We start from the raw sequence: 22,657 nt of genomic DNA, 5'->3' as shown, positions 1-22,657 counted from the left end.
AGATTCCACGGTAGATGGATGAGGCCTGATCCACCCTGCGAGGTCAGGCCACCGCGCCTTCGAGGAAGTCCTTGGCGAAGCGCTGCAGCACACCACCGGCCTTGTACACGCTGACATCGGCAGCGGTATCCAGGCGGCAGGTCACCGGCACCTTGAGCACTTCACCGTTCTGGCGGTTGACCACCAGGGTCAGCTCGCAACGCGGCGAGATCTCGCCTTCGATGTCGTAGGTCTCGGTACCGTCCAGGCCCAGGGTCAGGCGCGTGGTGCCCGGCTTGAACTCCACCGGCAGCACGCCCATGCCCACCAGGTTGGTACGGTGGATGCGTTCGAAGCCTTCGGCGACGATCACCTCCACGCCCGCCAGGCGCACGCCCTTGGCCGCCCAGTCGCGCGAGCTGCCCTGGCCGTAGTCGGCACCGGCAACGATGATCAGGTTCTGCTTGCGGTTCATGTAGGTTTCGATCGCCTCCCACATGCGCATGACCTTGCCTTCCGGCTCGACGCGGGCCAGCGAGCCCTTCTTGACCTGCCCGTCGACCACGACCATCTCGTTGAGCAGCTGCGGGTTGGCGAAGGTGGCACGCTGCGCGGTCAGGTGATCGCCACGGTGGGTGGCGTAGGAGTTGAAGTCCTCCTCCGGCAGGCCCATCTTCGCCAGGTACTCGCCCGCCGCCGAGTCCGCCAGGATGGCGTTGGATGGCGACAGGTGGTCGGTGGTGATGTTGTCCGGCAGGATCGCCAGCGGACGCATGCCCTTGAGCGTGCGCTCGCCGGCCAGTGCGCCTTCCCAGTACGGCGGACGGCGGATGTAGGTGGACATCGGCCGCCAGTCGTACAGTGGGCTTTCCGCTTCCTGCACGCTACCGAGGTCGAACATCGGAATGTAGATCTGGCGGAACTGCTCCGGCTTCACGCTGGCGGCGACGATGGCGTCGATCTCCTCGTCGCTCGGCCAGAGGTCCTTCAGGGTGACCGGATTGCCGTTGGCATCGGTACCCAGCGCGTCCTGCTCGATATCGAAGCGCACGGTGCCGGCGATGGCGTAGGCCACCACCAGCGGCGGCGAAGCGAGGAAGGCCTGCTTGGCATAGGGATGGATGCGCCCGTCGAAGTTGCGGTTGCCCGAGAGCACGGCGGTGGCGTACAGGTCGCGATCGATGATCTCCTTCTGGAGCTGCGGATCGAGCGCACCGGACATGCCGTTGCAGGTGGTGCAGGCGTAGGCGACGATGCCGAAGCCGAGCTTCTCCAGCTCCGGCAGCAGGCCGGCCTCTTCCAGATACAGCCTGGCGACCTTCGAGCCTGGCGCGAACGAGGTCTTCACCCAGGGCTTGCGTACCAGCCCCAGGGCATTGGCCTTCTTCGCCACCAGACCGGCCGCGACGACGTTGCGCGGGTTGGAGGTGTTGGTGCAACTGGTGATGGCCGCGATGATCACCGCGCCGTCGGGCATCAGCCCCTCGGCTTCCTCGCCCTTGCCGGACTGCAGCTTGGCTTCATCGGCGATGCCGCGCTCGGCCAGGGCCGAGGTCGGCAGGCGTCGGTGCGGGTTGGACGGCCCCGCCATGTTGCGCACCACGCTGCCCAGATCGAAACGCAGTACCCGCTCGTACTCCGCGCTTGTCAGCGCATCGCTCCACAGCCCCAGGGTCCTGGCGTAGTGCTCGACCAGCGCCACCTGCTCCGGCTCGCGACCGGTGAGCTTGAGGTAGTCGATGGTCTGCTCGTCGATATAGAACATCGAGGCCGTGGCACCGTATTCCGGGCACATGTTGGAGATCGTCGCGCGGTCGCCGATGGACAGGCTGTCGGCCCCTTCGCCGAAGAACTCGACGTAGGCACCCACCACGCGCTCCTTGCGCAGGAATTCGGTCAGAGCCAGGACGATATCGGTGGCGGTGATGCCCGGCTGGCGTTTGCCGGTCAGCTCGACGCCGACGATATCGGGCAGGCGCATCATCGATGGATGGCCGAGCATCACGGTCTCGGCCTCCAGGCCGCCGACGCCGATGGCGATCACGCCCAGCGCATCGACGTGCGGCGTGTGCGAGTCGGTGCCGACGCAGGTGTCGGGGAACGCGATGCCGCCACGCGCCTGGATCACCGGGCTCATCTTCTCCAGGTTGATCTGGTGCATGATGCCGTTGCCGGCCGGGATCACGTCGACGTTCTTGAACGCGGTCTTGGTCCAGTCGATGAAGTGGAAGCGATCCTCGTTGCGGCGGTCCTCGATGGCGCGGTTCTTCTCGAACGCATCCGGATCGAACCCCGCTGCTTCCACGGCCAGAGAATGGTCGACGATCAGTTGCGTCGGTACCACCGGGTTGACCTTGGCCGGATCGCCGCCCTTGTCGGCGATGGCATCGCGCAGGCCGGCCAGGTCGACCAGCGCGGTCTGGCCCAGGATGTCGTGGCACACCACGCGCGCCGGATACCAGGGGAAGTCCAGGTCGCGCCGGCGATAGACCAGTTGCTCCAGCGACGCCGTCAGGTCCTGCGGCGCGCAGCGGCGCACCAGCTGCTCGGCGAGCACGCGCGAGGTGTAGGGCAGCTTGCTCCAGGCGCCGGCCTGGATCGCATCGACCGCCTCACGGGCGTCGAAGTAATCCAGCGCGGTACCGGGCAAGCGCTTGCGGTATTGGCTATTCACGGTGTCGGTCATGATTATTTACGATCCTTGAGCGGCACGAACTTCAGGTCTTCGGGGCCTGTGTAGTTGGCGCTCGGGCGGATGATCTTGCCGTCGATGCGCTGCTCGATGACGTGCGCGGACCAGCCGGCGGTACGGGCGATGACGAACAGCGGGGTGAACATCGCGGTGGGCACACCCATCATGTGGTAGCTGACGGCGCTGAACCAGTCGAGGTTGGGAAACATCTTCTTGATGTCCCACATCACGCTCTCCAGGCGCTCGGCGATGTCGTACATCTTGCTGTTGCCCTGCTCCACCGAGAGCTCGCGAGCCACTTCCTTGATCACCTTGTTGCGCGGGTCGCTGACGGTATAGACCGGATGACCGAAGCCGATCACCACCTCCTTGCGCTCGACCCGGGCACGGATGTCGGCCTCGGCTTCGTCCGGGCTGTCGTAGCGCTTCTGCACTTCGAAGGCCACTTCGTTGGCACCGCCGTGCTTCGGCCCGCGCAGCGCACCGATGGAACCGGCGATGCAGGAGAACAGGTCCGAGCCGGTGCCGGCGATCACCCGCGAGGTGAAGGTCGAGGCATTGAACTCGTGCTCGGCGTACAGGTTGAGCGAGGTGTGCATGGCACGCACCCAGGACTCGCGCGGTTTCTCGCCGTGCAGCAGATGGAGGAAGTGGCCGCCGATGGAGTCATCGTCGGTGTCCACCTCGATACGCTTGCCGTTGTGGCTGTAGTGGTACCAGTACAGCAGCGCCGAACCCAGCGAGGCCATCAGCTTGTCGGCAATGTCGCGGGCACCCGGATGGTTGTGATCGTCCTTCTCCGGCGCCAGGCAACCGAGCACGGATACCGCGGTACGCATCACGTCCATCGGATGCGCCGACGGCGGCAGCTGCTCCAGCGCGGCCTTCACCCCGGCCGGCAGGCCACGCAGCGCCTTGAGCTTGGCCTTATATCCGGCCAGCTCGGCGACGTTCGGCAACTTGCCGTGGACCAGCAGGTGGGCGATTTCCTCGAACTCGCAGCGATTGGCGAAATCGAGCACGTCATAGCCACGGTAGTGCAGGTCGTTACCGGTGCGGCCGACGGTGCACAGTGCGGTGTTGCCGGCGGCGGTACCGCTCAGGGCGACGGACTTCTTCGGTTTGAAGCCAGGGGTGGTTTCTGTGGCACTCATGGTTATCTCCTCGAATCCTTGTTCTTGTCTTTATTTCTTGCCGGCGGCGAACAGCGCATCGAGTTTCTGCTCGAAGGCGTGGTAGCCAATACGGTCATAGAGTTCGGCACGGGTCTGCATCAGCTCGATCACGTCCTTCTGGTGGCCGTTCTGGCGAATCGAGGTGTAGACACTCTCGGCCGCCTTGTTCGCCGCGCGGAAGGCGGACAGCGGATAGAGCTGGATGGCGACGCCGACCGAGGCCAGTTCGTCGCGGGTGAACAGCGGCGTGGCACCGAACTCGGTGATGTTGGCCAGTACCGGTACGTTCAGCGCATCGACGAAACGCTTGTAGGTCGGCAGGTCGTACGCCGCCTCGGCGAAGATGCCGTCGGCACCGGCCTCGACGTAGGCCTGGCAACGCTCGATGGCCGCGTCCACGCCTTCGGCCTGGATGGCGTCGGTGCGGGCGATGAGGAAGAAATCGGGGTCGGTCCTGGCGTCTGCGGCGGCACGCACGCGGTCGACCATTTCTTCGCAGGAGACGATTTCCTTGCCCGGACGGTGACCGCAGCGCTTGGCGCCGACCTGATCCTCGATGTGCGCCGCAGCGGCACCGGCCTTGATCAGGTTCTTGATGGTGCGTTCGATGTTGAAGGCGCTGGGACCGAAGCCGGTGTCGATGTCCACCAGCAGCGGCAGGTCGCAGACATCGGTGATGCGCCGCACGTCGGTCAGCACGTCATCCAGGGTGTTGATGCCCAGGTCCGGCAAACCGAGGGAGCCGGCCGCCACACCACCGCCGGACAGATAGATGGCGCGAAACCCCGCGCGCTTGGCCAGCAGCGCGTGGTTGGCATTGATCGCACCGATTACCTGCAGCGGACTCTCGATGGCGAGGGCCTGGCGGAAACGCTGGCCGGCGGAAAGCTGAGTCATGAATCACCTCGGGTCTTGGATGGAGTGGTGAGCGCGCCCTGCCCGTTCTGGGCAACGTAGTGGCGCTCGATGTTGCGCTTGGAAGCGCCGATATGACGGCGCATCAGCAGTTCGGCCAGTTCGCCGTCACGCTCGGCGATGGCATCGAGAATGCGGTGATGCTCGGCGAACGCCTGGCGCGGCCGGTTGGGCGTCGCGGAAAACTGCAGGCGGTACATGCGCACCAGCTGATACAGCTCGTCGCAGAGCAGCTTGGCCAGGGTGCGGTTGCCGCTGCCCTGGATGATCCGGTAGTGGAAGTCGAAGTCGCCTTCCTGCTGGTAGTAGCCGACCCCCGCCTTGAACGCGGCGTCCTGCTCGTGCAGTTCCAGCACCCGGCGCAGCTCGTCGATTTCCGTCTGCGTCATGCGTTCGGCGGCCAGGCGGCAGGCCATGCCTTCCAGCGATTCGCGGATCTCGTACAGCTCGATCAGCTCGGCATGGCTCAGCGACACGACCCGCGCCCCCACGTGCGGGACGCGCACCAGCAGCTTCTGTCCCTCCAGGCGGTGAATCGCCTCGCGCAACGGGCCGCGGCTGATGCCATAGGTACGCGCCAGCTCCGGCTCGGAGATCTTACTGCCGGGAGCGATCTCGCCCTTGACGATGGCCGCCTGGATCAAGCGAAAGACATGCTCGGAAAGTGTTTCCGAATCCGCCTGAGGCGTGACCAGTTCATTCGATTCGAGCAGCATGATTGTCGACACCAGAGCATTTCGATAGGTGCAAAACTACGCTCAAAAGCCGAACCAGTCAAAGCAGACCAAAGTATTGTCGACAATATTTTCAACTCGGCCAGGTCTGAAAAGCGCGACCTTACTTGCAGAAAGCTACATAAGCGTCTGTCAGCATGGAAAATCTCCATGCTAGAATTCGCCGAACTCAAGCCCGGCCAGCGTCCGCTGCCTCGCCTGCTAGACTTCATGGCGGACAGCTGTCTGGCAGGATGCCTCCAGGCGCTGTTCATCACCCTCTCCTGGCAAGACCTCTCAAGGACTCATGAGACTGAAACCCTTCTCCTTGCTGCTCTGCCTGTTGACCCTGTCCTGCCCTGCTCTGGCCATGGGCAAGTCTGTCTATGGCCTGAACGAATACATCTACATCGAAGAGCTCGACCTCCAGGTGGCAGCCAAGCTCGACACCGGCGCCAAGACCGCCTCGCTCAGCGCCCGGGACATCGAACGCTTCAAACGCGACGGGGAAACCTGGGTGCGTTTCGTGCTGGCCATCGACGACACCCACGAGCGCACGATCGAGCGCCCTCTGGCCCGTATCAGCAAGATCAAACGCCGTGCCGGCGACTACGATCCGGACGAGGGCAAGACCTACACCGCGCGCCCTGTAATCGACCTTGAACTGTGCATGGGGCAGGCCCTGCGCACAATTGAAGTGAACTTGACCGACCGAAGTGCATTCCAATACCCGCTTCTGATCGGCTCCGAAGCCCTCAAGCATTTCGGTGCCATGGTCGATCCAAGCCTAAAATATGCAGCTGGAAAACCCGGCTGCACCGATGACGCAACCCCTGGCGAGTAATTCCCATGCGCTCTCTGAACCTGCATCTGAAAGTCCTGATCACCCTGCTGGTGACCCTGGGCGTTCTGATTACGGCATACCAAATCTTCATTCTCGGCATCCCGGTGACCGAGGACGAGACCGACGATCTGTGGAACATCGACGCCAAGGTCGAGTTTCAGGCCAGCCCGCGTGAGCCGGTCAAGCTGCAGATGTTCGTACCGCCGCTGAACCAGGATTACGTGAGCCTCAACGAGAGTTTCATCTCCAACAACTATGGCGTCAGCGTCAACCGTGTCGACGGCAATCGCCGCGTCACCTGGTCGGCCCGTCGTGCCAACGGCAAGCAGACCCTCTACTACCGCCTGGTGCTGACCAAGCGTTACAGCGGCGAGCAGGCACCTGCCAAGGGGCCGATCTTCCGTGACAGCATTGCCGTGGAAGGCCCGGAGAAGATCGCTGCAGAAGCGCTGCTCGCGCCGATCCGCCAGCACTCCGCGGATGTCGAGACCTTCATCAGCGAGACCATCAAGCGCGTCAACAACGCCAACGACGACAACGTCAAGCTGCTGCTCGGCGGCGACGCGTCCACCGTCAACAAGGCCAAGGTCGTCGAGCTGCTGCTGTCCATCGCTCACGTGCCGATGGAACGCGTGCACACCATTCGCCTGCAGGCCGAGGTCGCCCAGTCGCCCGAGCTGTGGCTGCGCAGCTTCAATGGCCAGAAATGGCTGTACTTCAATCCCGAATCCGGCGAGCAGGGTCTGCCTGCCGATCGCCTGGTCTGGTGGATCGGTGACGAAGAGCTGGTCAACCTCGAAGGAGGTCGTCAGGCCCAGGTCAGCTTCAGCCTGAACAACAGCGAGATGAATGCCATCCGCCTGGCCAAGCTGACCGACGAGAACACCGACGCCAGCTTCCTCGAGTACTCGCTGTACGGCCTGCCCCTGCAGACCCAGCAGACCTTCATGATCATGGTCATGATCCCGATCGGCGTACTGGTGATCCTCATCCTGCGCAACCTGGGTGGCCTGCAGACCCTGGGGACCTTTACCCCGGTGCTGATCGCCCTGGCCTTCCGCGAAACCCAGCTGGGCTTCGGCATCTTCCTGTTCACCGTGATCACGGCGCTCGGCCTGTCGTTGCGCTCCTACCTGGAACACCTGAAGCTGCAGATGCTGCCACGCCTGTCGGTGGTGCTGACCTTCGTGGTGGTGCTGATCGCCGCCATCAGCCTGTTCAGCCACAAGCTGGGTCTGGAGCGCGGCCTGTCCGTCGCCCTGTTCCCGATGGTGATCCTGACCATGACCATCGAACGCCTGTCGATCACCTGGGAAGAGCGCGGCGGCGGCCATGCCTTCAAGGTCGCCATCGGCACCCTGTTCGCCGCCACCGTCGCACACCTGCTGATGATGGTTCCGGAACTGGTGTACTTCGTGTTCACCTTCCCGGCGATCCTGCTGATCCTGGTGGGTTTCATGCTGGCGATGGGTCGTTACCGCGGCTACCGCCTGACCGAACTGTTCCGTTTCAAAGCCTTCCTCAAGGACTAAGACCATGTTCGGCCTGATCAAGACGTGGAAGGCCCTTGAAGCCAAAGGCATCATGGGCATCAACCGACGCAATGCGGACTACGTGCTGAAGTACAACAAACGGCACCTGTACCCCATCGTCGACGACAAGATCATCACCAAGGAACGCGCCATCGAGGCCGGTATCGATGTACCGGAGCTGTACGGCATCATCGATACCGAGAAAGGCATCGACAAGCTCGACCAGATCATCGCCGGGCGCAACGACTTCGTCATCAAGCCGGCGCAGGGCGCTGGCGGTGACGGCATCATGGTGATCGCGGACCGCTTCGAGGATCGCTTCAAGACCGTCTCTGGCAAGATCGTCAGCCATGAGGAGCTGGAACAGCAGATTTCCAGCATCCTCTCCGGGCTGTACTCGCTCGGTGGCCACCGCGATCGCGCGCTGATCGAGTACCGCGTGACCCCGGACACCATCTTCAAGAGCATCAGCTACGAGGGCGTACCGGATATCCGCATCATCGTGCTGATGGGCTACCCGGTGATGGCGATGCTGCGCCTGCCAACACGGCAGTCCAGCGGCAAGGCCAACCTGCACCAGGGCGCCATCGGCGTCGGTGTCGACCTGGCCACCGGCGTCACTCTGCGCGGCACCTGGCTGAACAACAAGATCAGCAAGCACCCGGACACCACCAACGCGGTGGATGGCGTGCAACTGCCGAACTGGGATGGCTTCATGAAGCTCGCCGCCGGCTGCTACGAGCTCTGCGGCCTGGGCTACATCGGCGTGGACATGGTCCTGGACCAGGACAAGGGGCCGTTGATCCTCGAACTCAACGCCCGCCCGGGCCTGAACATCCAGATCGCCAACGATTGCGGCCTGACCCATCGCGCCCACGCGGTGGAGGCCCATCTGGAAGAGCTGAAAGCCAAGGGCCTGCAGGAAGACGCCGAGGAACGCGTACGCTTCTCCCAGGGCTTGTTCGGCCACGTCGTCAGCAAGGAAGTCTGACGCCGAAGCCTCCCTGCCCTGCAGGGAGGCTGCTGCCCGCCCGCGCATGGAGGGCCGCTCCCCCACACCTCCCCCTAGCGCATGATCGCCAGCTCGAAGGCCCCTTCATCGGCATGCGCATGGCGCTGCATGCCCGCCTCATCCACCGCCAGCGCCTGCAAGGGGCGCTTGAACGGTTTGTTGTCGAGCGTCTGCAGGCTGCGGTCCTCGTCGGTGGTGATCAGCAGCACGTAGCGCTCGCCGCGTTCGGCACGCACCTGCACCGTCCCCTCGATGAAGGCGTAGCGGTACCAGGTTTCCGGGTGCAGCTGATACACCGCATCGCTGACCAGCCGGGTCGGCTGCTTGGCTTCATCGAGAAACAGCAGTGACGGATAGACCACCTGGCGATTGGCGAAACTGCGCACCCGCAAGCCATAGCTGCGCCGTGATGCCGGCAGTTTCACGGCCGCGTAGTAGCTGCGTCCCATGGGAAAATCGAAGCTCGGCGAGAAGCGGTCCAGCTCCTCGTAACGCGGCTCTTCGGCCGAAAGCTCGGTGAAATCGCTGTCGCGCAACTGGCCACAGCAGCGTGTCGACAATTCACTGTACAGCCCGTCACCACGCGACTGGCTGCCGGCGAGCAACGCCTGCATGGCGGCGGTCGGTTGCCCGTCGAGCATCGGTAGCGCCGGCTTGCCGCGCTCGAACTCGATCTGCCGGCCTTCGCTGTAACGAACGCTGGAGGGCGCCTCAACCTCGGAGCGGCCAGAGCGCGTCGGGACGGATGAGTTGTGCATGCGCCCCTGCTCGTCGACCCAGGTGTAGTAAGGACTGTCGGAGGTACCCCGGGAGAAACCACGACCTTCCAGCACCTCCGAGTCGATGTAGTCCCCTGCCCGCTCGCCACTGGCCAGCACGTGGTCGTTCCCGGACGCGCCAGCGACCTGCGCACCGGCATAGAAGCTGTTCTGCAGCTGGCCATTGCCATCGACCCAGGTGAAATAGCGGCGCTTGCTCTCCCCGGTGCTCGGCGCACTCCCCGGCCAGGTGCCGCCCTCGCCCAGGCGGGCCTGGTCACTTTTTTCCGCGTGCAACCTCGCCTGACGTTGCTGCTCGGCGAAGCGTGTATCGACGAAGGTGTTGTGCACCCGGCCCTGCTCGTCGACCCAGGTCAGATAACGGCTGCTGGCGTCGGCCTGCCAGGCGACGGGCAGGAGCAACAGAGCGAACGCGAGCCTGCGCATGGTCTCAGAACCTCGAGGTGTAGGTCATGGAGAAGATGTAGGCCTTGACCGTGGTTTCCACGTTGAGCCCGGCGTAGGGGTTGTAGACCAGGTTGTCCAGGCCTTCGCAGCTCAAGTTGCAACTGCTGCCCGCCGGAATGTTCTGCTTGGAGACGAAGTAGTTGAAACCGATATCGATGGTGCTGTCCTTGTCCCAGCGGTACCCCAGACCCAGGCCGTAGAGGTCGGCATCACCGACCGGCGCCAGCACGTCTGCCTTGTTCTCGGGAATGGCCGAGGGGCGGTACTCATAGCCGGCGCGCAGGGCCAGGCGATCGTTGACGTCGTACTGCACGCCGACACCCCAGCTCCAGGTATCGCGGTAGCCACGGTCGAGAATGATGCTGCGACTGGTGGCGTTACCGCCACCGAAGGTCGTGGCGATGCGCAGCAGATCCAGCTCGCGGTCGAATTCGATCTCGAACTCGTTCCAGTCACTGTAATCGACCCAGCGCAGGTCCAGGTTGAACTGCCACTTGTCGAAGGGGCGCACCTTGATGCCGGTGCTGAAGGCGTCCGGATAGGTCAGTTTCAAGGACGCGTTGCCGGCCTCCTGGTCGACGCCATAAGGGAAGATCGGGCTGAGTATCTGGCCAAACAGCGAGCCTTGCAGGCCCGACCAGAAGCCCGCCCAGTCCTCGCTGTAGTCGATGCGGTACTTGCCCTTGAGGTTCATCCGCGCCTCGCTCTGGTAGGTCGCCCCCCAGGCGAACCAGTCGGTCGGCTCCCAGAGAATGCCCAGGTTGTAGGTCGGCGACAGGCTCTGTTCGAGGTCGAGATCGAGATTGGCCAGCGAGTCGAATGGACCGATCTTGCCGCTGCAGACGTTGATGATCGCTCCGACGATGTCGCCCAGGCCTGGCAGGCACAGCGCTTCGTTGAGAATGCGGGTCAGGCCGGTGAGCATGCCGGGGTTGCGGAAGTCCTGGTTGAGCGCCACCGCCTGGTGAGAGAAGCCGATGGACAAGCCCAGGGACAACTCGTCGTTGACCTGGTAGGCCAGCGACGGCGAGAAGTAGGTGATGCGCTGCAACGACACCTGGCGCCCCTGGAAACGGCCCGGATCGTCGTCCGAGTCTCGTGAATAGCCCAGCGCCATGGGTGCGTAGACATTGGTGGCGAAGGTGAACTTCGAGCCTGGCGGGTTGATCGACAACCCCGCCAGCGGCGCCACCAGGAGCGGCAGCTCGGTCATCCCGCCGACGCCGGGCAGGTACATGGTAGGCGTCAGTGTGCGGCTGCTGGAGTTCTTGAATGGGTCGTCGTCGTAGCCCATGAAGCCATAGCCTTCGCGGGCCTCGAACTTGGCGCGAATGTCCATCACCCCGCTGAGCAGCTTGACCGTCGTCTGCCGGCCCTTGAGCTTGCTCAGGGCGGCCGGGTTGTAGTGCACGGCATCGATGCCGGTGGAGTCGGCGGTCACGGCGTTGCCCATGGCCATGGCCTTGGGGTTGCCGATGGTCAGGTTGTTGGCCAACTGCGCCTGTGCGGGCAGGACGCAAGCTGCGACCAACCCGAGCAGCAGCGCCTGCAACTTGGCAAGATGATTCATATCCGGTTCGCTCGCTGCTTACTCGGCCTTGAGGCCCTTGATATCAAGGGGCATGGAGATCCCGAGCAGGACATCGGGCGAATCTTCGGTCATGCCGAAACCGGCATTGACGTTGACGATGGTGTTCGGCGCGGTGCGCAGGCCCAGCGAGAAGTTCATCACCGCACTGGTCTGTTCGTTCCCTTCCAGCGTGACGTCGCTGAACTTGAACGTCGGCGCCAGGTTGTGCGCCATCTGCAGCGATGTCGCCAGCGAGACGTCGTAGGACAGCGCGTAGGCGAAGCCCATGCTCAGCGACAGGCTGGAGCCGGGCTCGACCTCTTCCAGCAGGCGGCCGCCACGCACCTGGTCGGCATCGCGGATCGGCAGGTTGTAGGTGTAACCCAGCGAACCGAACAGCACCACAGGGTCGATCACGTAGGACATGTTGGCGCCGACGCCCAGGCTGTAGTAGCCGTTGCCGGTGGCCAGGCCATCGTCGAGGCTGACGTCGTAGGGGCTGTCCCCGGTCGGCAGGCCGAGGGTGGCGAACAGGGTAGTGACCGGCCGGCCGCGCTCGGACGACCAGGGTTGCCAGCGCAGGCTGGCGGAGACGTCGCCGAGGCTGTAGGTGCTGAGGTCGCGCTCGGTGTCGTACTTGGCCAGGAACGGCACACGCATGCTGAAGGTGAGGTTGTCCCAGACGCCGTAGTCGAAGGTGAAGGAGTTGGTGAAGGTGTGCTGCGCCTCGCTCTGGCCGATCACGCTGTAGACGTTCTGTCCGGTGCGTACGGTCTGGATCTGCGTATCGCGCAGCAACGAGTAGTCGAAGCCGTAGGTCAGCGTACGCTCGCCCTTCTTGAGCAGCGTGTAGCTCTTCTCCGCAGCCTGGAACACCTCTTCCAGCGCCTTGGCGCTGTCGGCGTCATCGTCCTTCTTGGTCAGCGCATCACGCGCATCGTCGACCGTGGCCTCCTCGGCCAGGGCCGGTTGTGCAGCAGCAAGCGCCAGCATGGCCAGCCATGCATACCCCCAAACTCCCATGACGCTATCCCCAGATCGTTGTTGTTATGCCGGGTGAATCACTTGCGGCGAATGTACTGGATGTCGCCTCCCGACCCTAAGCGGTCGGCCTGATTCGTGGTGAACTTGGCCATCTGCGGAAACTCGCGGAAAGCCAGCATGCTGATGGTGCGGTCATCGATGATGCGCAGGTCACGGTCGGTCAGCGCCATGGCGTTGGCCGGCTCGTTGCCACTGGGAAAGATCACGAACAGGACGTTCTGATCCCATACCTCCTCGAAACGCACGCGGGTGAAACTGATGTTGCCCAGCGCCGGGTCGGCGATGAACACGTGGTCGTTGTAGACATCGCGCACCACCACGAAATGTTTGAAGCCGGCGTACTCGATCGGCACGATGGCCGGGTGTTCGAGCTGCGCAAGGTCATCGAACGCAGCCCGGAAACCGCCGCTCTTGTAGCCCAGGGCGGTGACGAAGCGCTTCATGTCGAGCAACGAAAAACCGCGCCGCTCGACGATCTTCTCCGCCTCGCCGAAATGCAGCAGCCCCTCCATCACCTGGCGCTCTTCCAGGTTGCGCCCCAGGAAGTAGTCGAGCAGCGTGGTCAGGGCCGCGGACCCGCAGCTGTAGTCGTAGGCCTGGCGAATCACGTTGCGAAACTGCAACTGACTCATCGGCTCCAGCACCACCGACTCGCGCAGCGGGCCATTGGGCAGCAGGGGCTGGGTGATGTTCACCGTCCCGGCTGGCTGCGGCTTGGTGTCGACAGCCTCGGTGAAACCGTACAAACCGATCAGGCTGCCCACGAGAATTTCGATCATTGGTCAATCCGCGACTGCATACAACGAGACAGGAGCCCGGCCGCGAACAGCGACAGAGCTCCTGCGGATCAGCTCAAGCGAGGATCAATGGCCCCAGATCTTGACGGTGGAGCCGGCCATGTCGAGACCGTTGATGGCAACGCCACCAATGGTGCCGTTGCCGATCTTCACGGCGTCCACGGCGACACCGCCGTTGATGCCCGGCAGGCCGATTTCCAGCTTGTTGTCGACCACATCGACGGTCAGCGGGTTGGCTTCGTCGATGTTGAAGCCGGACAGGGTGACGGTGTTCAGGCTCAGGCTGTTGCTGCCGTCGCTGACACCGGTTTCGGTATCGGTGTAGACGATCGAACCGATGGTGGCATCGAAGTTACCGGCGATGCTGATACCAGCCTGACCGGTGACGCCGGCCAGGTCGGAGTCATCCAGCGCTTTCAGGTCGGCCTGGGCCACGAACGGAACAGCCATGACGGCGGCGGCGAGAGCGAGTTTTTTCAGGGTCATCATTGTTGTTATCTCCACAGTTCAAATGGGGGGGCCCCGGGCTCTGCCGGTGACGTCCTGTCACGAGCAGCCTGATCGGCTCATGCCGATCACCAGACCTGTCGCGGCTTCCCTAGGTACGCCAGGTTTGGATTCACGCAGCGCATGGCGCTCCGAGATGGCTACAAGCTACTGATCCACCCCGCCCCTGCCAGCCCATCCAAGGGATGGAGCAGGTAGGACGATCCTCAATTCCCGTCATGCCTCACTAAGCAATCCCAGGCTCTTGCCCTTGAGCACGGCCTGGGTACGACTGCGTACCCCCAACTTGGAAAACAGGTTGTGCAGATGCCATTTGATGGTGGCCTCGGACAGGTGCACCGCCTGGGCGATGTCGCGGTTGGAGAGGCCAGCAGCCACGAGCCGCAGGATCTCCCGCTCGCGGTGGCTAACATCCTGATTTTCCTCGAAACTTTCAGGATCGATGGACAGCCGGCGACACTGCTCGCGAAGCATCTCGGCCAAGCCCTGCCAGGCCGCAGCCGGCTTCGGCTCGGCCTCGTGCCAGGCTTCCCAGAGCGGCAGCAACCAGATGGCGTCGTCCTGGAACAGACGGCGGTAGCCGCATTGCCAGGCCTCTTCCAGGGTCGCGCGCAGCAGGGTGAAGGCCTTGTCGCTGTTACCTTTGCGCCAGTACGCCACAGAAAGTAACAAGCTCAGGCGCAAGCGCCGGTCACGCTGATGCTCGGCCCCCTGTTTGGCCAGGCAGGCCTCCAGGCTGGCTTGTGCCTTGTCCACGCGCCGATCGCTCAATGCCAGGCGCGCCTGACTCAGTGCCAGCGCGGTGTGCGCGTCGCCGTAACGCTCGATGGGCAGCGCCGCCAGGTGGCGCTCCAGCTGCAGATAGATGCGCTGCGCCTCGTTGGGCCGGCGCAGCCACAGGAGAAACTGCACCTTGCAGCCCATGCCGATGGCGAACACCCGTTCATAGCCCGGCCCCTGCAAGCCCGCCAGCCATTCGTCCAGCTCTTCCAGGCCCTGCTCGGCAGCCCCGGCGAAGAAGCGTGCCCGCGCCATGACCAGCTTGCCGCGACTGATCAGCTCCACCGGTGTCGCCACGTCGCGCCAGGTCGTGGCCAGCGGCAATTCGGCGAGTATCGCGCCATGCCGGTCCTGCTCGTACAGCAGGTCGGCATAGGCCAGTCCCAGCGGACCACCGACCCGACTGCGGCGGCCGAACACCTGCTCCACGCGGGCGCGTGCGGTTTCGGCGAGGGCCCTGCCGCGCTCCAGCTCGCCATACTCCTTGCAGATCAGCGCCTCGATCAGGCTGGCCATCACGTGCAGGTACTCGCTCTCGCACTGACGCAGATTCTCGCGGGCCACGGCAATCGCCTTGGCCGCCTCGCCGAACTCGCCCAGCAGCGCGAATGCCGCCGCCTGCACGCAGGCCAGGCTGGCGCGGAACACCGGCTGGTTCTGCGGCACCAGGGCCAGCCAGTGGCCGGCGACCTTGAGGCAGGCTTCGAGCTTGTCCTGATACAGCAGCACCAGCGCCTTGAGCACCTGGGCAGCCGCCAGCAGCTCGATCAGACCGAAATGCATGCCCTTGCCGCGGCCCTGGGTCAGGCGCGTGCTGACCTCCTCGATCAACGCCTCGGATTCGGCGAACTTCTGCTCGAAGGCCAGCTGCCAGGCATAGAAGATCTGGAACACCGGCTGCTCGGCGATCACCACCGGGGGAATGTCCTTGAGAATGGCGAGGATGCCGTAGACCCGGTTGCCGGCGATCAGGCGCGCACCCTGGCGCTCCAGCAGCTCGGCGGCAAAGCCGTAGTCACGGGCGCGCAGGGCGTACTTGATCGACTTGTCGGCCAGGTCACGCCCTTCGCACCAGCGCGCAGCCGCATGCAGCAGGTGCGCGGGATCGCCGCGCTTGGCCAGGCGCCCCTGCAGGAATTCGGCGAACAGGTGGTGATAGCGGAACCATTCGCCCTGCTCGTCCAGCGGGATCACGAACAGCTGCTCGCCCTGCAGGCGACGCAGCATCTCGGCGCCGTCCTGGCGGCCCGTCAGGGCATTGCACAGTGGCGCGTTGAACTCGTCGAGCACCGAGGTCTGGTCGAGAAACAGCTGCACGGGCTCCGGCAGGCTGGCGACGACGTCCTCGGCCAGGTAATCGGCGATGTTGCGCTCGGCGCCCGACAGTCCGGCAAGAAAGGCTGCCCGATCACGCTGCCGTGGCAAGGCCAGTGCCGCCAGATGCAGCGCGGTGATCCAGCCTTCGGTGCGGGCGTACAGCTGGTTGAGCTCGCTCTCCTCCAGGGCAAGGCGCTTGATGTCGCGGAAATACGCGGCGGTTTCCGCACGGGTCAGGCGCAGGTCTTCCGCCTTGAGCCAGAACGCCCAGGCGCCAAGCGATGGCGGCTCTTCGAGAAAACGGGGTTGATAGCGCGTGCTGACCACCAGCCGCACATGCCTGGGCAGGCGCTCGATCAGGTAGCGCGAGCCCTGGCCAAGGGATGGATGACGAATGCGGTGGAAGTCGTCGAGCATCAGGTAGAGGTTTTCCCGCAGCGCCTTCAGGTCATCGAGAAAGGCATCGATGACCGCTTCCAGCGGCCAGCTGATCTCGCCCTGCAACAACGCCGAGGCGCTGCCGCCGAATCCGGGACAGGCGGCCTGCACGGCGGCCACGAGATACTGCAGGAACCTCGCCGGTTCACTGTCGCTTTCATCGCAGGACAGCCACGCGACTCTCGCGCCGTTCTGCTGCAGACGACCGCGCAGCTGGCTCAGCACGGTGCTCTTGCCGAACCCGGCAGGAGCGCTGAGGACGATCAGACGCTGCTCGCGCGCCTCCAGCAGACGCTCGAGCAATGCCGAGCGCTCCAGCAGCAGCGCGCCCTCGGCATGAACCGGATAAAGCTTGGTGCGCAGCAACGGCACACTGACCTGGCACACGGGATTATGGCTATTCATGATTCCAGTAGACTCAGCTCGCGAGCACGGCGGATGGCTTGAGTGCGGTTACGCACCTTGAGTTTTTCGTAGATGTTGTGCAGGTGCCATTTGACCGTCCCCAGGGCCAGGGACAGCTGCTGACCTATCTCCTCGTTGGACATGCCCTTGGCCGCCAGACAGACCACCTCGCGTTCACGCTCGGTCAGTCCTTCCTCCAGCGTGTCCAGCGCCTGGCGTGACGCCTGCCCGGGCCAGGCGGACAGCAGGCTGCGAATGAAGGCCTGCAGCGCTGGCTGGCGCTCGGCCGACTCCAGCTGCTGGAGCAGTTGGCGAATCGCCTCGCCCTCCTCGATGAACAGGCTGCGCGCCTCTTCCCGCTCGGCGCCGATCAGGCACTGCACCAGCAGGCTCTGCGCACGCTCCTGATAGCCGAGCCGCTGGTAGCTCAGGGCCGCCAGCAGATCCAGGCGCAGGCGGTGCAGACCGTGCCAGCCATTCTGCAACTGGCTGCGCAACTGGGTGATCTCGTGCAGGGCCTCGCTGAAGTGTCCACGTGCCTGCTGCAGGCGAATGCGGCTGAGGCCGAGCGCCCAGAGCACCGGGTTGAAGCTGCGCTGGGTGTAGTGCGCGGCCAGCTTGTTCCAGTCGACCGATTTCAGGCGCTGCTCGGCGCGCTTGCTGCGGTCTGCCGTCGGCTCCTGCAGGGTCAGCGCGATCTCGTCGGTGACCGCCTGCACGTAGAAGCGCCAGGAATTGTTGCGCGCGGCCAGGTTCTGCATCAGCACCAGCGTCGCGCTGGCCTCCTTGGGCGCATCCTGCAGACGTTGCACCCGCGCCAGGCAGAGCATGGCCTGGGCATAGAGATCGATGGGATTGATCACGTCGACGGTCGCCAGCGCCCAGCGCAGTCGATCCTGCAGGCCGTCCAGGCGCCCCTGCTGGTAGGCGATCAGGCATTCGCTGATGGTCGGCAAAACCAGCGCACGCGAGCGCTCGCCGAACCAGGGCATCATCCGCGCCCGCAACTGGTCGAACAGCAGCTGCGCCTGCTTGACCCGCCCCTGTTCCAGACACAGCAGGATTTCCACGTTGGCCAGCTGCATGTCCAGGTAGCGGCCTTCGAGGAAGTGGTTGCGCTGCTGCGCCAGCGCCAGCAGCTTGCGCGCCTGCTCCGCCTGGCCAAGCATGACGTTGGCCAGCGCGCCGACGGTGAGTATCGCCACCTCGAGGAAGGCGGTGTGCTGACCAAGCTGCGCCTCGATGCGACGCGCCAGGCTGACGCAGGTATCCAGGTCGTCCTTCTGCAGGGCAATCACCGCCTTGATCGCCAGGGTCGCGAGCAACTTGTCGCTGAGCGGCCCGCTGCTGCGCGACTCGCCCCAGCGCTCGAGCAGCTCATCGAGCATCCGATTGGCTTCGTTCAAACCCAGCTCGGCAGCCCGCACCCAGACATCGGCGAGCACCAGCACCGGGAAACGCAGGGCGATGTCGTCCGGTACGTGCTGGCGCCATTTGTAGATCAGGTTCAACTGCCCACGGTTGATCAGCTCCAGGCCGCAGCCGTCGAGCAACGCCGCGAGCATCTCGGCATCCTCGGCGAGGCAGGCGTGCTCGATGGCCAGGTTCTGCATGTGGTGGTTGGTGAACCACAGGCTGGCGTTGAAATGCAGCTGTTTGAAGCGTTCGGGATCGCGCTCCTTGAGACGCGCGCGGAGAAATTCGGCGAACAGGTTGTGGAAGCGGTACCACTGCCGCTCACGGTCCAGCGGCAGAAGGAACAGCTGCATGGCTTCCAGTTCCTCCAGCAGCTGCTGGCCATCCTGACGCCCGCACAAGGCGTTGGCCAGGTCACCGCTGAGCTGCTGGGCGATACCCAGCGCCAGCAATTGCTCCTGCCGCGCCTGCGGCAACTGTTCGAACACCGAGCGCAGCAGGTAGTCGCCTACCGCCGTCTGGTCGGCGCCCAGCTCCGCCATCCGCTGTGCGGGCTGCGGATGGTGCCTGAGCCACAGGCTGGCCAGGTGCACGCCCACCATCCAGCCCTCGGTGTGACTGTACAGGGCCTTGAGTGCGTCAGGCTCCAGTTGCAGGCCGCTGCGCTCGAGATAGCTGCGCACCTCCTCGGGATTGAGGCGCAGCTCGTCGGCACCGAACTCCAGCAGCATGCCCTTGGCACGCAGGGTGGCCAGGCTCAGGGCCGGCTGCGAACGACTGCCGATGGCCAGGGTGAAGCTCGCCGGCGCCAGCTTGGCCAGGCGGTTGAGAGCGGCGAGCAGCTCCGGGTCCTGGAGCAGGTGCAGGTCATCGAGCACCAGCAGCAGCGGCTCGTTGCGCTGCGCCATTTCCGCCAGCAGGCTCTCCATCACGGCCTCGACCGGCACGCGCATGGTATTGCGCAGATAGCCCAGCGCATCCTCGCCCAGGCCCGGCAAGGCACGCCCCAGCGCGTCGATCAGTTGCTGGAAGAAGCGCACGGGATCGTCATCATCGGCGCTCAGCGATACCCAAGCCACGGCACCACCAGCCTCGCGGTGTCGCTCGGCCAGCACCATCAGTGCAGTGGTCTTGCCGAAGCCGGCAGGCGCGGAAAAAAGCACGAGGCGGGCATGGGGATGGGCTGACAGCGCAGCCTCCACCTGGGGTCTTAGCAGATACTCGGTGGATGCCTGGGGCGGCGAAAGTTTCGAACGCTGCAGGCTTCCAGCGGCTGGACCTATGACTTCATCCATAGCCAGGATCCCTTCATTAATTATTGTTCTGGTACAACGGTTCAACGTTCTGCAAGCGCTCCATACTAATCAGCCCTGTGCGCCGGAGCAAACCCGGCAGAAGCTCTAGGATGAATGTTAGCGGCAGACTACAATCGCCCTTTCAGCCAATTCCCGACTGCCCGCATGCCCAGCTGTTCTCTGCACCCTCTTCCCTATCGGACGGACCCTGGCGACTATTTCCAGCGCATCCGCCAGGCCCCCGGCGCCGTATTGCTGGACGCCGGACGCCCGAGTGCCAAGCGGGGACGCTATGACCTTATGAGCGCGTGGCCATTGGCAGAACTGGCGCCCGCGCACGACGAATCGGCCAACGCTTTTCTGCAACGCCTGCGTGGCGCGTTGCACAGCCTCGGCAACGCCGAGGCGCCGAGCGCAATGGAGCTGCCATTCGTCGGCGGCTTGATCGGCTACCTGTCTTACGACTTCGGCCGGCGCCTGGAAGCGTTGCCCGCACACAGCGTCGATGACCTCGCCCTGCAGGATGCGCGCTTCGGCCTGTATGCCTGGGCACTGATCAGCGATCACCAGCTCGGCACCAGCCACCTGCTGTTTCACCCCGCCCTGCCGCAGACCGAGCGGCAGCGCCTGCTGGCGCTGTTCGAGGCCCTGAGCCGCGAGGAGCCGGCGAGTTTCCGGCTGTCCCAGCCGTTCCAGGCCGACATCGACGAGAATCACTACCGCCAGGCGATCGAGCGCATCCAGCAGTACATCCTGGCTGGCGACTGCTACCAGGTGAACTTCGCCCAGCGCTTTCAGGCCCCCTGCGAAGGCGACCCATGGGCGGCCTACCTGGCGCTGCGCCAGGCCTGCCCGACACCGTTCTCGGGCTTCCAGAACCTGGGCGATGGCAACGCCATCCTCAGCCTCTCGCCGGAGCGCTTCCTCAAGGTCAGCGAGGGCCAGGTGGAAACCCGTCCGATCAAGGGCACCCGCCGTCGCGGCGTCGATGCCGTGGACGACCTGGCCCAGGCCGAGGAGCTGCTGGCCAGCCGCAAGGATCGCGCCGAGAACCTGATGATCGTCGACCTGCTGCGCAATGACCTCGGCCGCAGTTGCCGTATCGGCTCGGTGAAGGTACCTGAACTGTTCGCCCTGGAGAGCTACCCCAACGTGCACCACCTGGTCAGTTGCGTGACCGCCGAGCTGGCGCCCGGCAAGGACGCACTGGACCTGATCGCCGGCAGCTTTCCCGGCGGTTCGATCACCGGGGCCCCGAAGATCCGCGCCATGCAGATCATCGACGAACTGGAGCCCAGCCGGCGCGGCCTCTACTGCGGCTCATTGCTGTACCTGGACGTGCGCGGCGAAATGGACAGCTCCATCGCCATCCGCAGCCTGCTGGTCAAGGATGGCAAGGTCAGTTGCTGGGGCGGTGGCGGCATCGTCGCCGACTCGGCCTGGCAGGCCGAGTACCAGGAGTCGGTGACCAAGGTGAAGGTCCTGCTGGAAACGCTGGAACGCCTGTAGCCCAACGCGAGCAGCAAGAAAAACGCCGCGATTTCTCACGGAAATCGCGGCGTTTTCACGACAGCAGGTGGGCTGTCACAGGCTCAGCGTGCGATTCGACGCCTTGAGGAATTCCTGCTTGAGGTCGGCATAGCTGTGCACCGCCGGGAACTGCGGGAACTCGCGGATCACGTTGTCCGGGGCATGGAACAGGATGCCGGCGTGGGCTTCGCTGAGCATGGTGGTGTCGTTGTACGAGTCGCCCGCGGCGATCACGCGGTAGTACAGGCTCTTGAAGGCGATGACCGACTGGCGCTTGGGATCCTTCTGGCGCAGCTGGTAGCTGACCACGCGATCATTCTCGTCGGTGATCAGGCGATGGCACAGCAGGGTCGGAAAGCCGAGCTGACGCATCAGCGGCTGGGAGAACTCGTAGAAGGTGTCGGAGAGAATCACCACCTGGAAACGCTCACGCAGCCAGTCGACGAACTCCACGGCGCCTTCCAGCGGCTCGAGCGTGGCGATCACGTCCTGGATGTCCTTCAGTTTCAGGCCATGCTCGTCGAGGATGCGCAGGCGCTGCTGCATCAGCACGTCGTAGTCGGGAATGTCGCGGGTGGTCGCCTTGAGCGACTCGATGCCGGTTTTTTCCGCAAAGGCGATCCAGATTTCCGGGACCAGTACACCTTCCAGGTCGAGACACGCGATTTCCACAGGACACTCCTCGGTTGAGCCAAAAAGGGAGCCGGCACTCTAACGAGTGGGCGGTGGTCACGCAATCCGCGCGGCTTATAACTGCATGAAAGGTCATAGAAGTAGCTTGTTATTTAGAAGCATAACCAGCCTTTGCTAAGATCGCGCCCTCACGCACACGATCTGGAGTCCTCAGCATGGAACTCGACCTGGACGCGCTCAATGCCGAATTCGGCAACCAGCCTGAAAAGCTGGTTCAGTGGGCCATCGGGCTGGGCAAACCCGCCATCTGCACCACCAACTTCCGCCCGTTCGAAGCGGTGATCCTGCACATGGTCAGCCAGGTCAAGCCGGACATTCCGGTGGTCTGGATGGACAGCGGCTACAACACCGAAGCGACCTACCGCTTCGCTGACGAGGTGGCCCGCAAGCTCAACCTCAACCTGATCACCTACCTGCCCAAGCGCTCGCGCGCTCACCGCGAGGCCATCGACGGCCCGGTCCCGGCGCTGGACGATCCGCGTCACGCCGCATTCACCGAAGAGGTGAAGCTCGAGCCCTTCGCCCGCGCCCTGCGCGAAACGGCGCCCAGCGTCTGGTTCACCGCCCTGCGTGCCACCGACACCGCCGTCCGCGCGCAGATGGACCCGGTGAGCATCAACCCGGACGGCCTGATCAAGGTCGCGCCGCTGCTGCACTGGACCTCCAAGGACCTGTACCAGTACCTGGTCGCCCATGACCTGCCGAACGAGTTCGACTACTTCGACCCGACCAAGGGCGAGGACAACCGCGAGTGCGGCCTGCACCTCAGCCACTGAG

General features: G+C 64.2%; 17 protein-coding genes. 5 read left to right on the top strand and 12 right to left on the bottom strand.

Annotated features, from left to right (window positions below):
* Positions 1 to 43: 43 nt before the first annotated feature.
* Genes acnD through EPK82_RS20955 form a run of 4 tightly spaced genes read right to left on the bottom strand, consistent with a single transcriptional unit; the run spans position 44 to position 5,477 of the window.
* Entirely contained in the window at positions 44 to 2,665 is a 2,622-nt protein-coding gene (acnD, locus tag EPK82_RS20970; protein ID WP_134677890.1) for a Fe/S-dependent 2-methylisocitrate dehydratase AcnD, read from the bottom strand.
* Positions 2,666 to 2,667: 2 nt separating this feature from the next.
* Positions 2,668 to 3,825 (bottom strand): bifunctional 2-methylcitrate synthase/citrate synthase, encoded by a 1,158-nt coding sequence (prpC, locus tag EPK82_RS20965; RefSeq protein ID WP_037047700.1) that lies wholly within the window; start codon positions 3,823 to 3,825, stop codon positions 2,668 to 2,670.
* Between the two features lie 30 nt (positions 3,826 to 3,855).
* Positions 3,856 to 4,743: a methylisocitrate lyase gene (gene prpB, locus EPK82_RS20960; RefSeq protein ID WP_037047702.1), complete on the bottom strand. Its 888-nt coding sequence runs from the start codon at positions 4,741 to 4,743 to the stop codon at positions 3,856 to 3,858.
* Positions 4,740 to 5,477, bottom strand: a complete 738-nt coding sequence (locus EPK82_RS20955; RefSeq protein ID WP_037047704.1) for a GntR family transcriptional regulator — start codon at positions 5,475 to 5,477, stop codon at positions 4,740 to 4,742. The genes prpB and EPK82_RS20955 overlap by 4 nt, the downstream gene beginning before the upstream one ends.
* A gap of 304 nt (positions 5,478 to 5,781) precedes the next feature.
* On the opposite strand from EPK82_RS20955, the gene rloA reads away from it, so the two are divergent.
* From rloA to EPK82_RS20940, 3 genes are read left to right on the top strand one after another with little or no spacing between them, the layout of a single operon-like run.
* A complete protein-coding gene (gene rloA / locus EPK82_RS20950; protein WP_037047706.1) occupies positions 5,782 to 6,318 on the top strand; it encodes a retropepsin-like aspartic peptidase RloA in 537 nt (178 codons plus the stop codon).
* Positions 6,319 to 6,323: 5 nt separating this feature from the next.
* Complete coding sequence (gene rloB, locus EPK82_RS20945) at positions 6,324 to 7,850, top strand: osmotic stress tolerance membrane protein RloB (RefSeq protein WP_037047708.1); 1,527 nt, start codon at positions 6,324 to 6,326, stop codon at positions 7,848 to 7,850.
* 4 nt (positions 7,851 to 7,854) lie between these two features.
* On the top strand, positions 7,855 to 8,841 hold the full coding sequence (locus tag EPK82_RS20940; RefSeq protein WP_037047711.1) for an alpha-L-glutamate ligase-like protein: 987 nt from the start codon (positions 7,855 to 7,857) through the stop codon (positions 8,839 to 8,841).
* Between the two features lie 74 nt (positions 8,842 to 8,915).
* Here the strand turns inward: EPK82_RS20940 and EPK82_RS20935 are convergent, their stop codons facing one another.
* The 7 genes from EPK82_RS20935 to EPK82_RS20905 form a co-directional block, all read right to left on the bottom strand.
* Positions 8,916 to 10,067: a MalM family protein gene (locus tag EPK82_RS20935; RefSeq protein WP_134677889.1), complete on the bottom strand. Its 1,152-nt coding sequence runs from the start codon at positions 10,065 to 10,067 to the stop codon at positions 8,916 to 8,918.
* A 4-nt stretch (positions 10,068 to 10,071) separates the two neighbouring features.
* Positions 10,072 to 11,658, bottom strand: a complete 1,587-nt coding sequence (locus EPK82_RS20930; protein ID WP_134677888.1) for an outer membrane protein transport protein — start codon at positions 11,656 to 11,658, stop codon at positions 10,072 to 10,074.
* A gap of 18 nt (positions 11,659 to 11,676) precedes the next feature.
* Positions 11,677 to 12,681, bottom strand: a complete 1,005-nt coding sequence (locus EPK82_RS20925; protein WP_037047719.1) for a transporter — start codon at positions 12,679 to 12,681, stop codon at positions 11,677 to 11,679.
* A gap of 38 nt (positions 12,682 to 12,719) precedes the next feature.
* Entirely contained in the window at positions 12,720 to 13,481 is a 762-nt protein-coding gene (locus tag EPK82_RS20920) for a C39 family peptidase (protein WP_134677887.1), read from the bottom strand.
* 84 nt (positions 13,482 to 13,565) lie between these two features.
* Entirely contained in the window at positions 13,566 to 13,988 is a 423-nt protein-coding gene (locus EPK82_RS20915) for a DUF6160 family protein (protein ID WP_037047726.1), read from the bottom strand.
* A gap of 234 nt (positions 13,989 to 14,222) precedes the next feature.
* Positions 14,223 to 16,946: a helix-turn-helix transcriptional regulator gene (locus EPK82_RS20910; protein ID WP_134677886.1), complete on the bottom strand. Its 2,724-nt coding sequence runs from the start codon at positions 16,944 to 16,946 to the stop codon at positions 14,223 to 14,225.
* Positions 16,943 to 19,657, bottom strand: coding sequence for a LuxR C-terminal-related transcriptional regulator (locus EPK82_RS20905; protein WP_134677885.1), 2,715 nt, complete (start codon positions 19,655 to 19,657; stop codon positions 16,943 to 16,945). The genes EPK82_RS20910 and EPK82_RS20905 overlap by 4 nt, the downstream gene beginning before the upstream one ends.
* 165 nt (positions 19,658 to 19,822) lie before the next feature.
* Here EPK82_RS20905 and pabB point away from each other — a divergent pair, with 165 nt between their 5' ends.
* Entirely contained in the window at positions 19,823 to 21,166 is a 1,344-nt protein-coding gene (gene pabB, locus EPK82_RS20900) for an aminodeoxychorismate synthase component I (RefSeq protein ID WP_134677884.1), read from the top strand.
* A 75-nt stretch (positions 21,167 to 21,241) separates the two neighbouring features.
* Here pabB and thrH read toward each other — a convergent pair whose 3' ends face one another.
* Positions 21,242 to 21,859: a bifunctional phosphoserine phosphatase/homoserine phosphotransferase ThrH gene (thrH, locus tag EPK82_RS20895; RefSeq protein WP_037047735.1), complete on the bottom strand. Its 618-nt coding sequence runs from the start codon at positions 21,857 to 21,859 to the stop codon at positions 21,242 to 21,244.
* Positions 21,860 to 22,035: 176 nt separating this feature from the next.
* Between thrH and EPK82_RS20890 the strand changes: the two genes are divergently transcribed.
* Entirely contained in the window at positions 22,036 to 22,656 is a 621-nt protein-coding gene (locus EPK82_RS20890; RefSeq protein WP_037047737.1) for a phosphoadenosine phosphosulfate reductase domain-containing protein, read from the top strand.
* Position 22,657 lies beyond the last annotated feature (1 nt).

The sequence above is a fragment of the Ectopseudomonas khazarica genome (assembly GCF_004521985.1).
Classification (GTDB): domain Bacteria; phylum Pseudomonadota; class Gammaproteobacteria; order Pseudomonadales; family Pseudomonadaceae; genus Aquipseudomonas; species Aquipseudomonas khazarica.
Note: the sequence above shows the minus strand (reverse complement) of the source record. Positions and strands in the feature narration are given on the sequence as shown.

What these genes read in the sequence shown, in the direction of transcription:
- acnD (WP_134677890.1), bottom strand. Translation starts at nt 2,665, where the DNA reads ATGACCGACACCGTGAATAGCCAATACCGCAAGCGCTTGCCCGGTACC.
- prpC (WP_037047700.1), bottom strand. Translation starts at nt 3,825, where the DNA reads ATGAGTGCCACAGAAACCACCCCTGGCTTCAAACCGAAGAAGTCCGTC.
- prpB (WP_037047702.1), bottom strand. Translation starts at nt 4,743, where the DNA reads ATGACTCAGCTTTCCGCCGGCCAGCGTTTCCGCCAGGCCCTCGCCATC.
- EPK82_RS20955 (WP_037047704.1), bottom strand. Translation starts at nt 5,477, where the DNA reads ATGCTGCTCGAATCGAATGAACTGGTCACGCCTCAGGCGGATTCGGAA.
- rloA (WP_037047706.1), top strand. Translation starts at nt 5,782, where the DNA reads ATGAGACTGAAACCCTTCTCCTTGCTGCTCTGCCTGTTGACCCTGTCC.
- rloB (WP_037047708.1), top strand. Translation starts at nt 6,324, where the DNA reads ATGCGCTCTCTGAACCTGCATCTGAAAGTCCTGATCACCCTGCTGGTG.
- EPK82_RS20940 (WP_037047711.1), top strand. Translation starts at nt 7,855, where the DNA reads ATGTTCGGCCTGATCAAGACGTGGAAGGCCCTTGAAGCCAAAGGCATC.
- EPK82_RS20935 (WP_134677889.1), bottom strand. Translation starts at nt 10,067, where the DNA reads ATGCGCAGGCTCGCGTTCGCTCTGTTGCTCCTGCCCGTCGCCTGGCAG.
- EPK82_RS20930 (WP_134677888.1), bottom strand. Translation starts at nt 11,658, where the DNA reads ATGAATCATCTTGCCAAGTTGCAGGCGCTGCTGCTCGGGTTGGTCGCA.
- EPK82_RS20925 (WP_037047719.1), bottom strand. Translation starts at nt 12,681, where the DNA reads ATGGGAGTTTGGGGGTATGCATGGCTGGCCATGCTGGCGCTTGCTGCT.
- EPK82_RS20920 (WP_134677887.1), bottom strand. Translation starts at nt 13,481, where the DNA reads ATGATCGAAATTCTCGTGGGCAGCCTGATCGGTTTGTACGGTTTCACC.
- EPK82_RS20915 (WP_037047726.1), bottom strand. Translation starts at nt 13,988, where the DNA reads ATGATGACCCTGAAAAAACTCGCTCTCGCCGCCGCCGTCATGGCTGTT.
- EPK82_RS20910 (WP_134677886.1), bottom strand. Translation starts at nt 16,946, where the DNA reads ATGAATAGCCATAATCCCGTGTGCCAGGTCAGTGTGCCGTTGCTGCGC.
- EPK82_RS20905 (WP_134677885.1), bottom strand. Translation starts at nt 19,657, where the DNA reads ATGGATGAAGTCATAGGTCCAGCCGCTGGAAGCCTGCAGCGTTCGAAA.
- pabB (WP_134677884.1), top strand. Translation starts at nt 19,823, where the DNA reads ATGCCCAGCTGTTCTCTGCACCCTCTTCCCTATCGGACGGACCCTGGC.
- EPK82_RS20890 (WP_037047737.1), top strand. Translation starts at nt 22,036, where the DNA reads ATGGAACTCGACCTGGACGCGCTCAATGCCGAATTCGGCAACCAGCCT.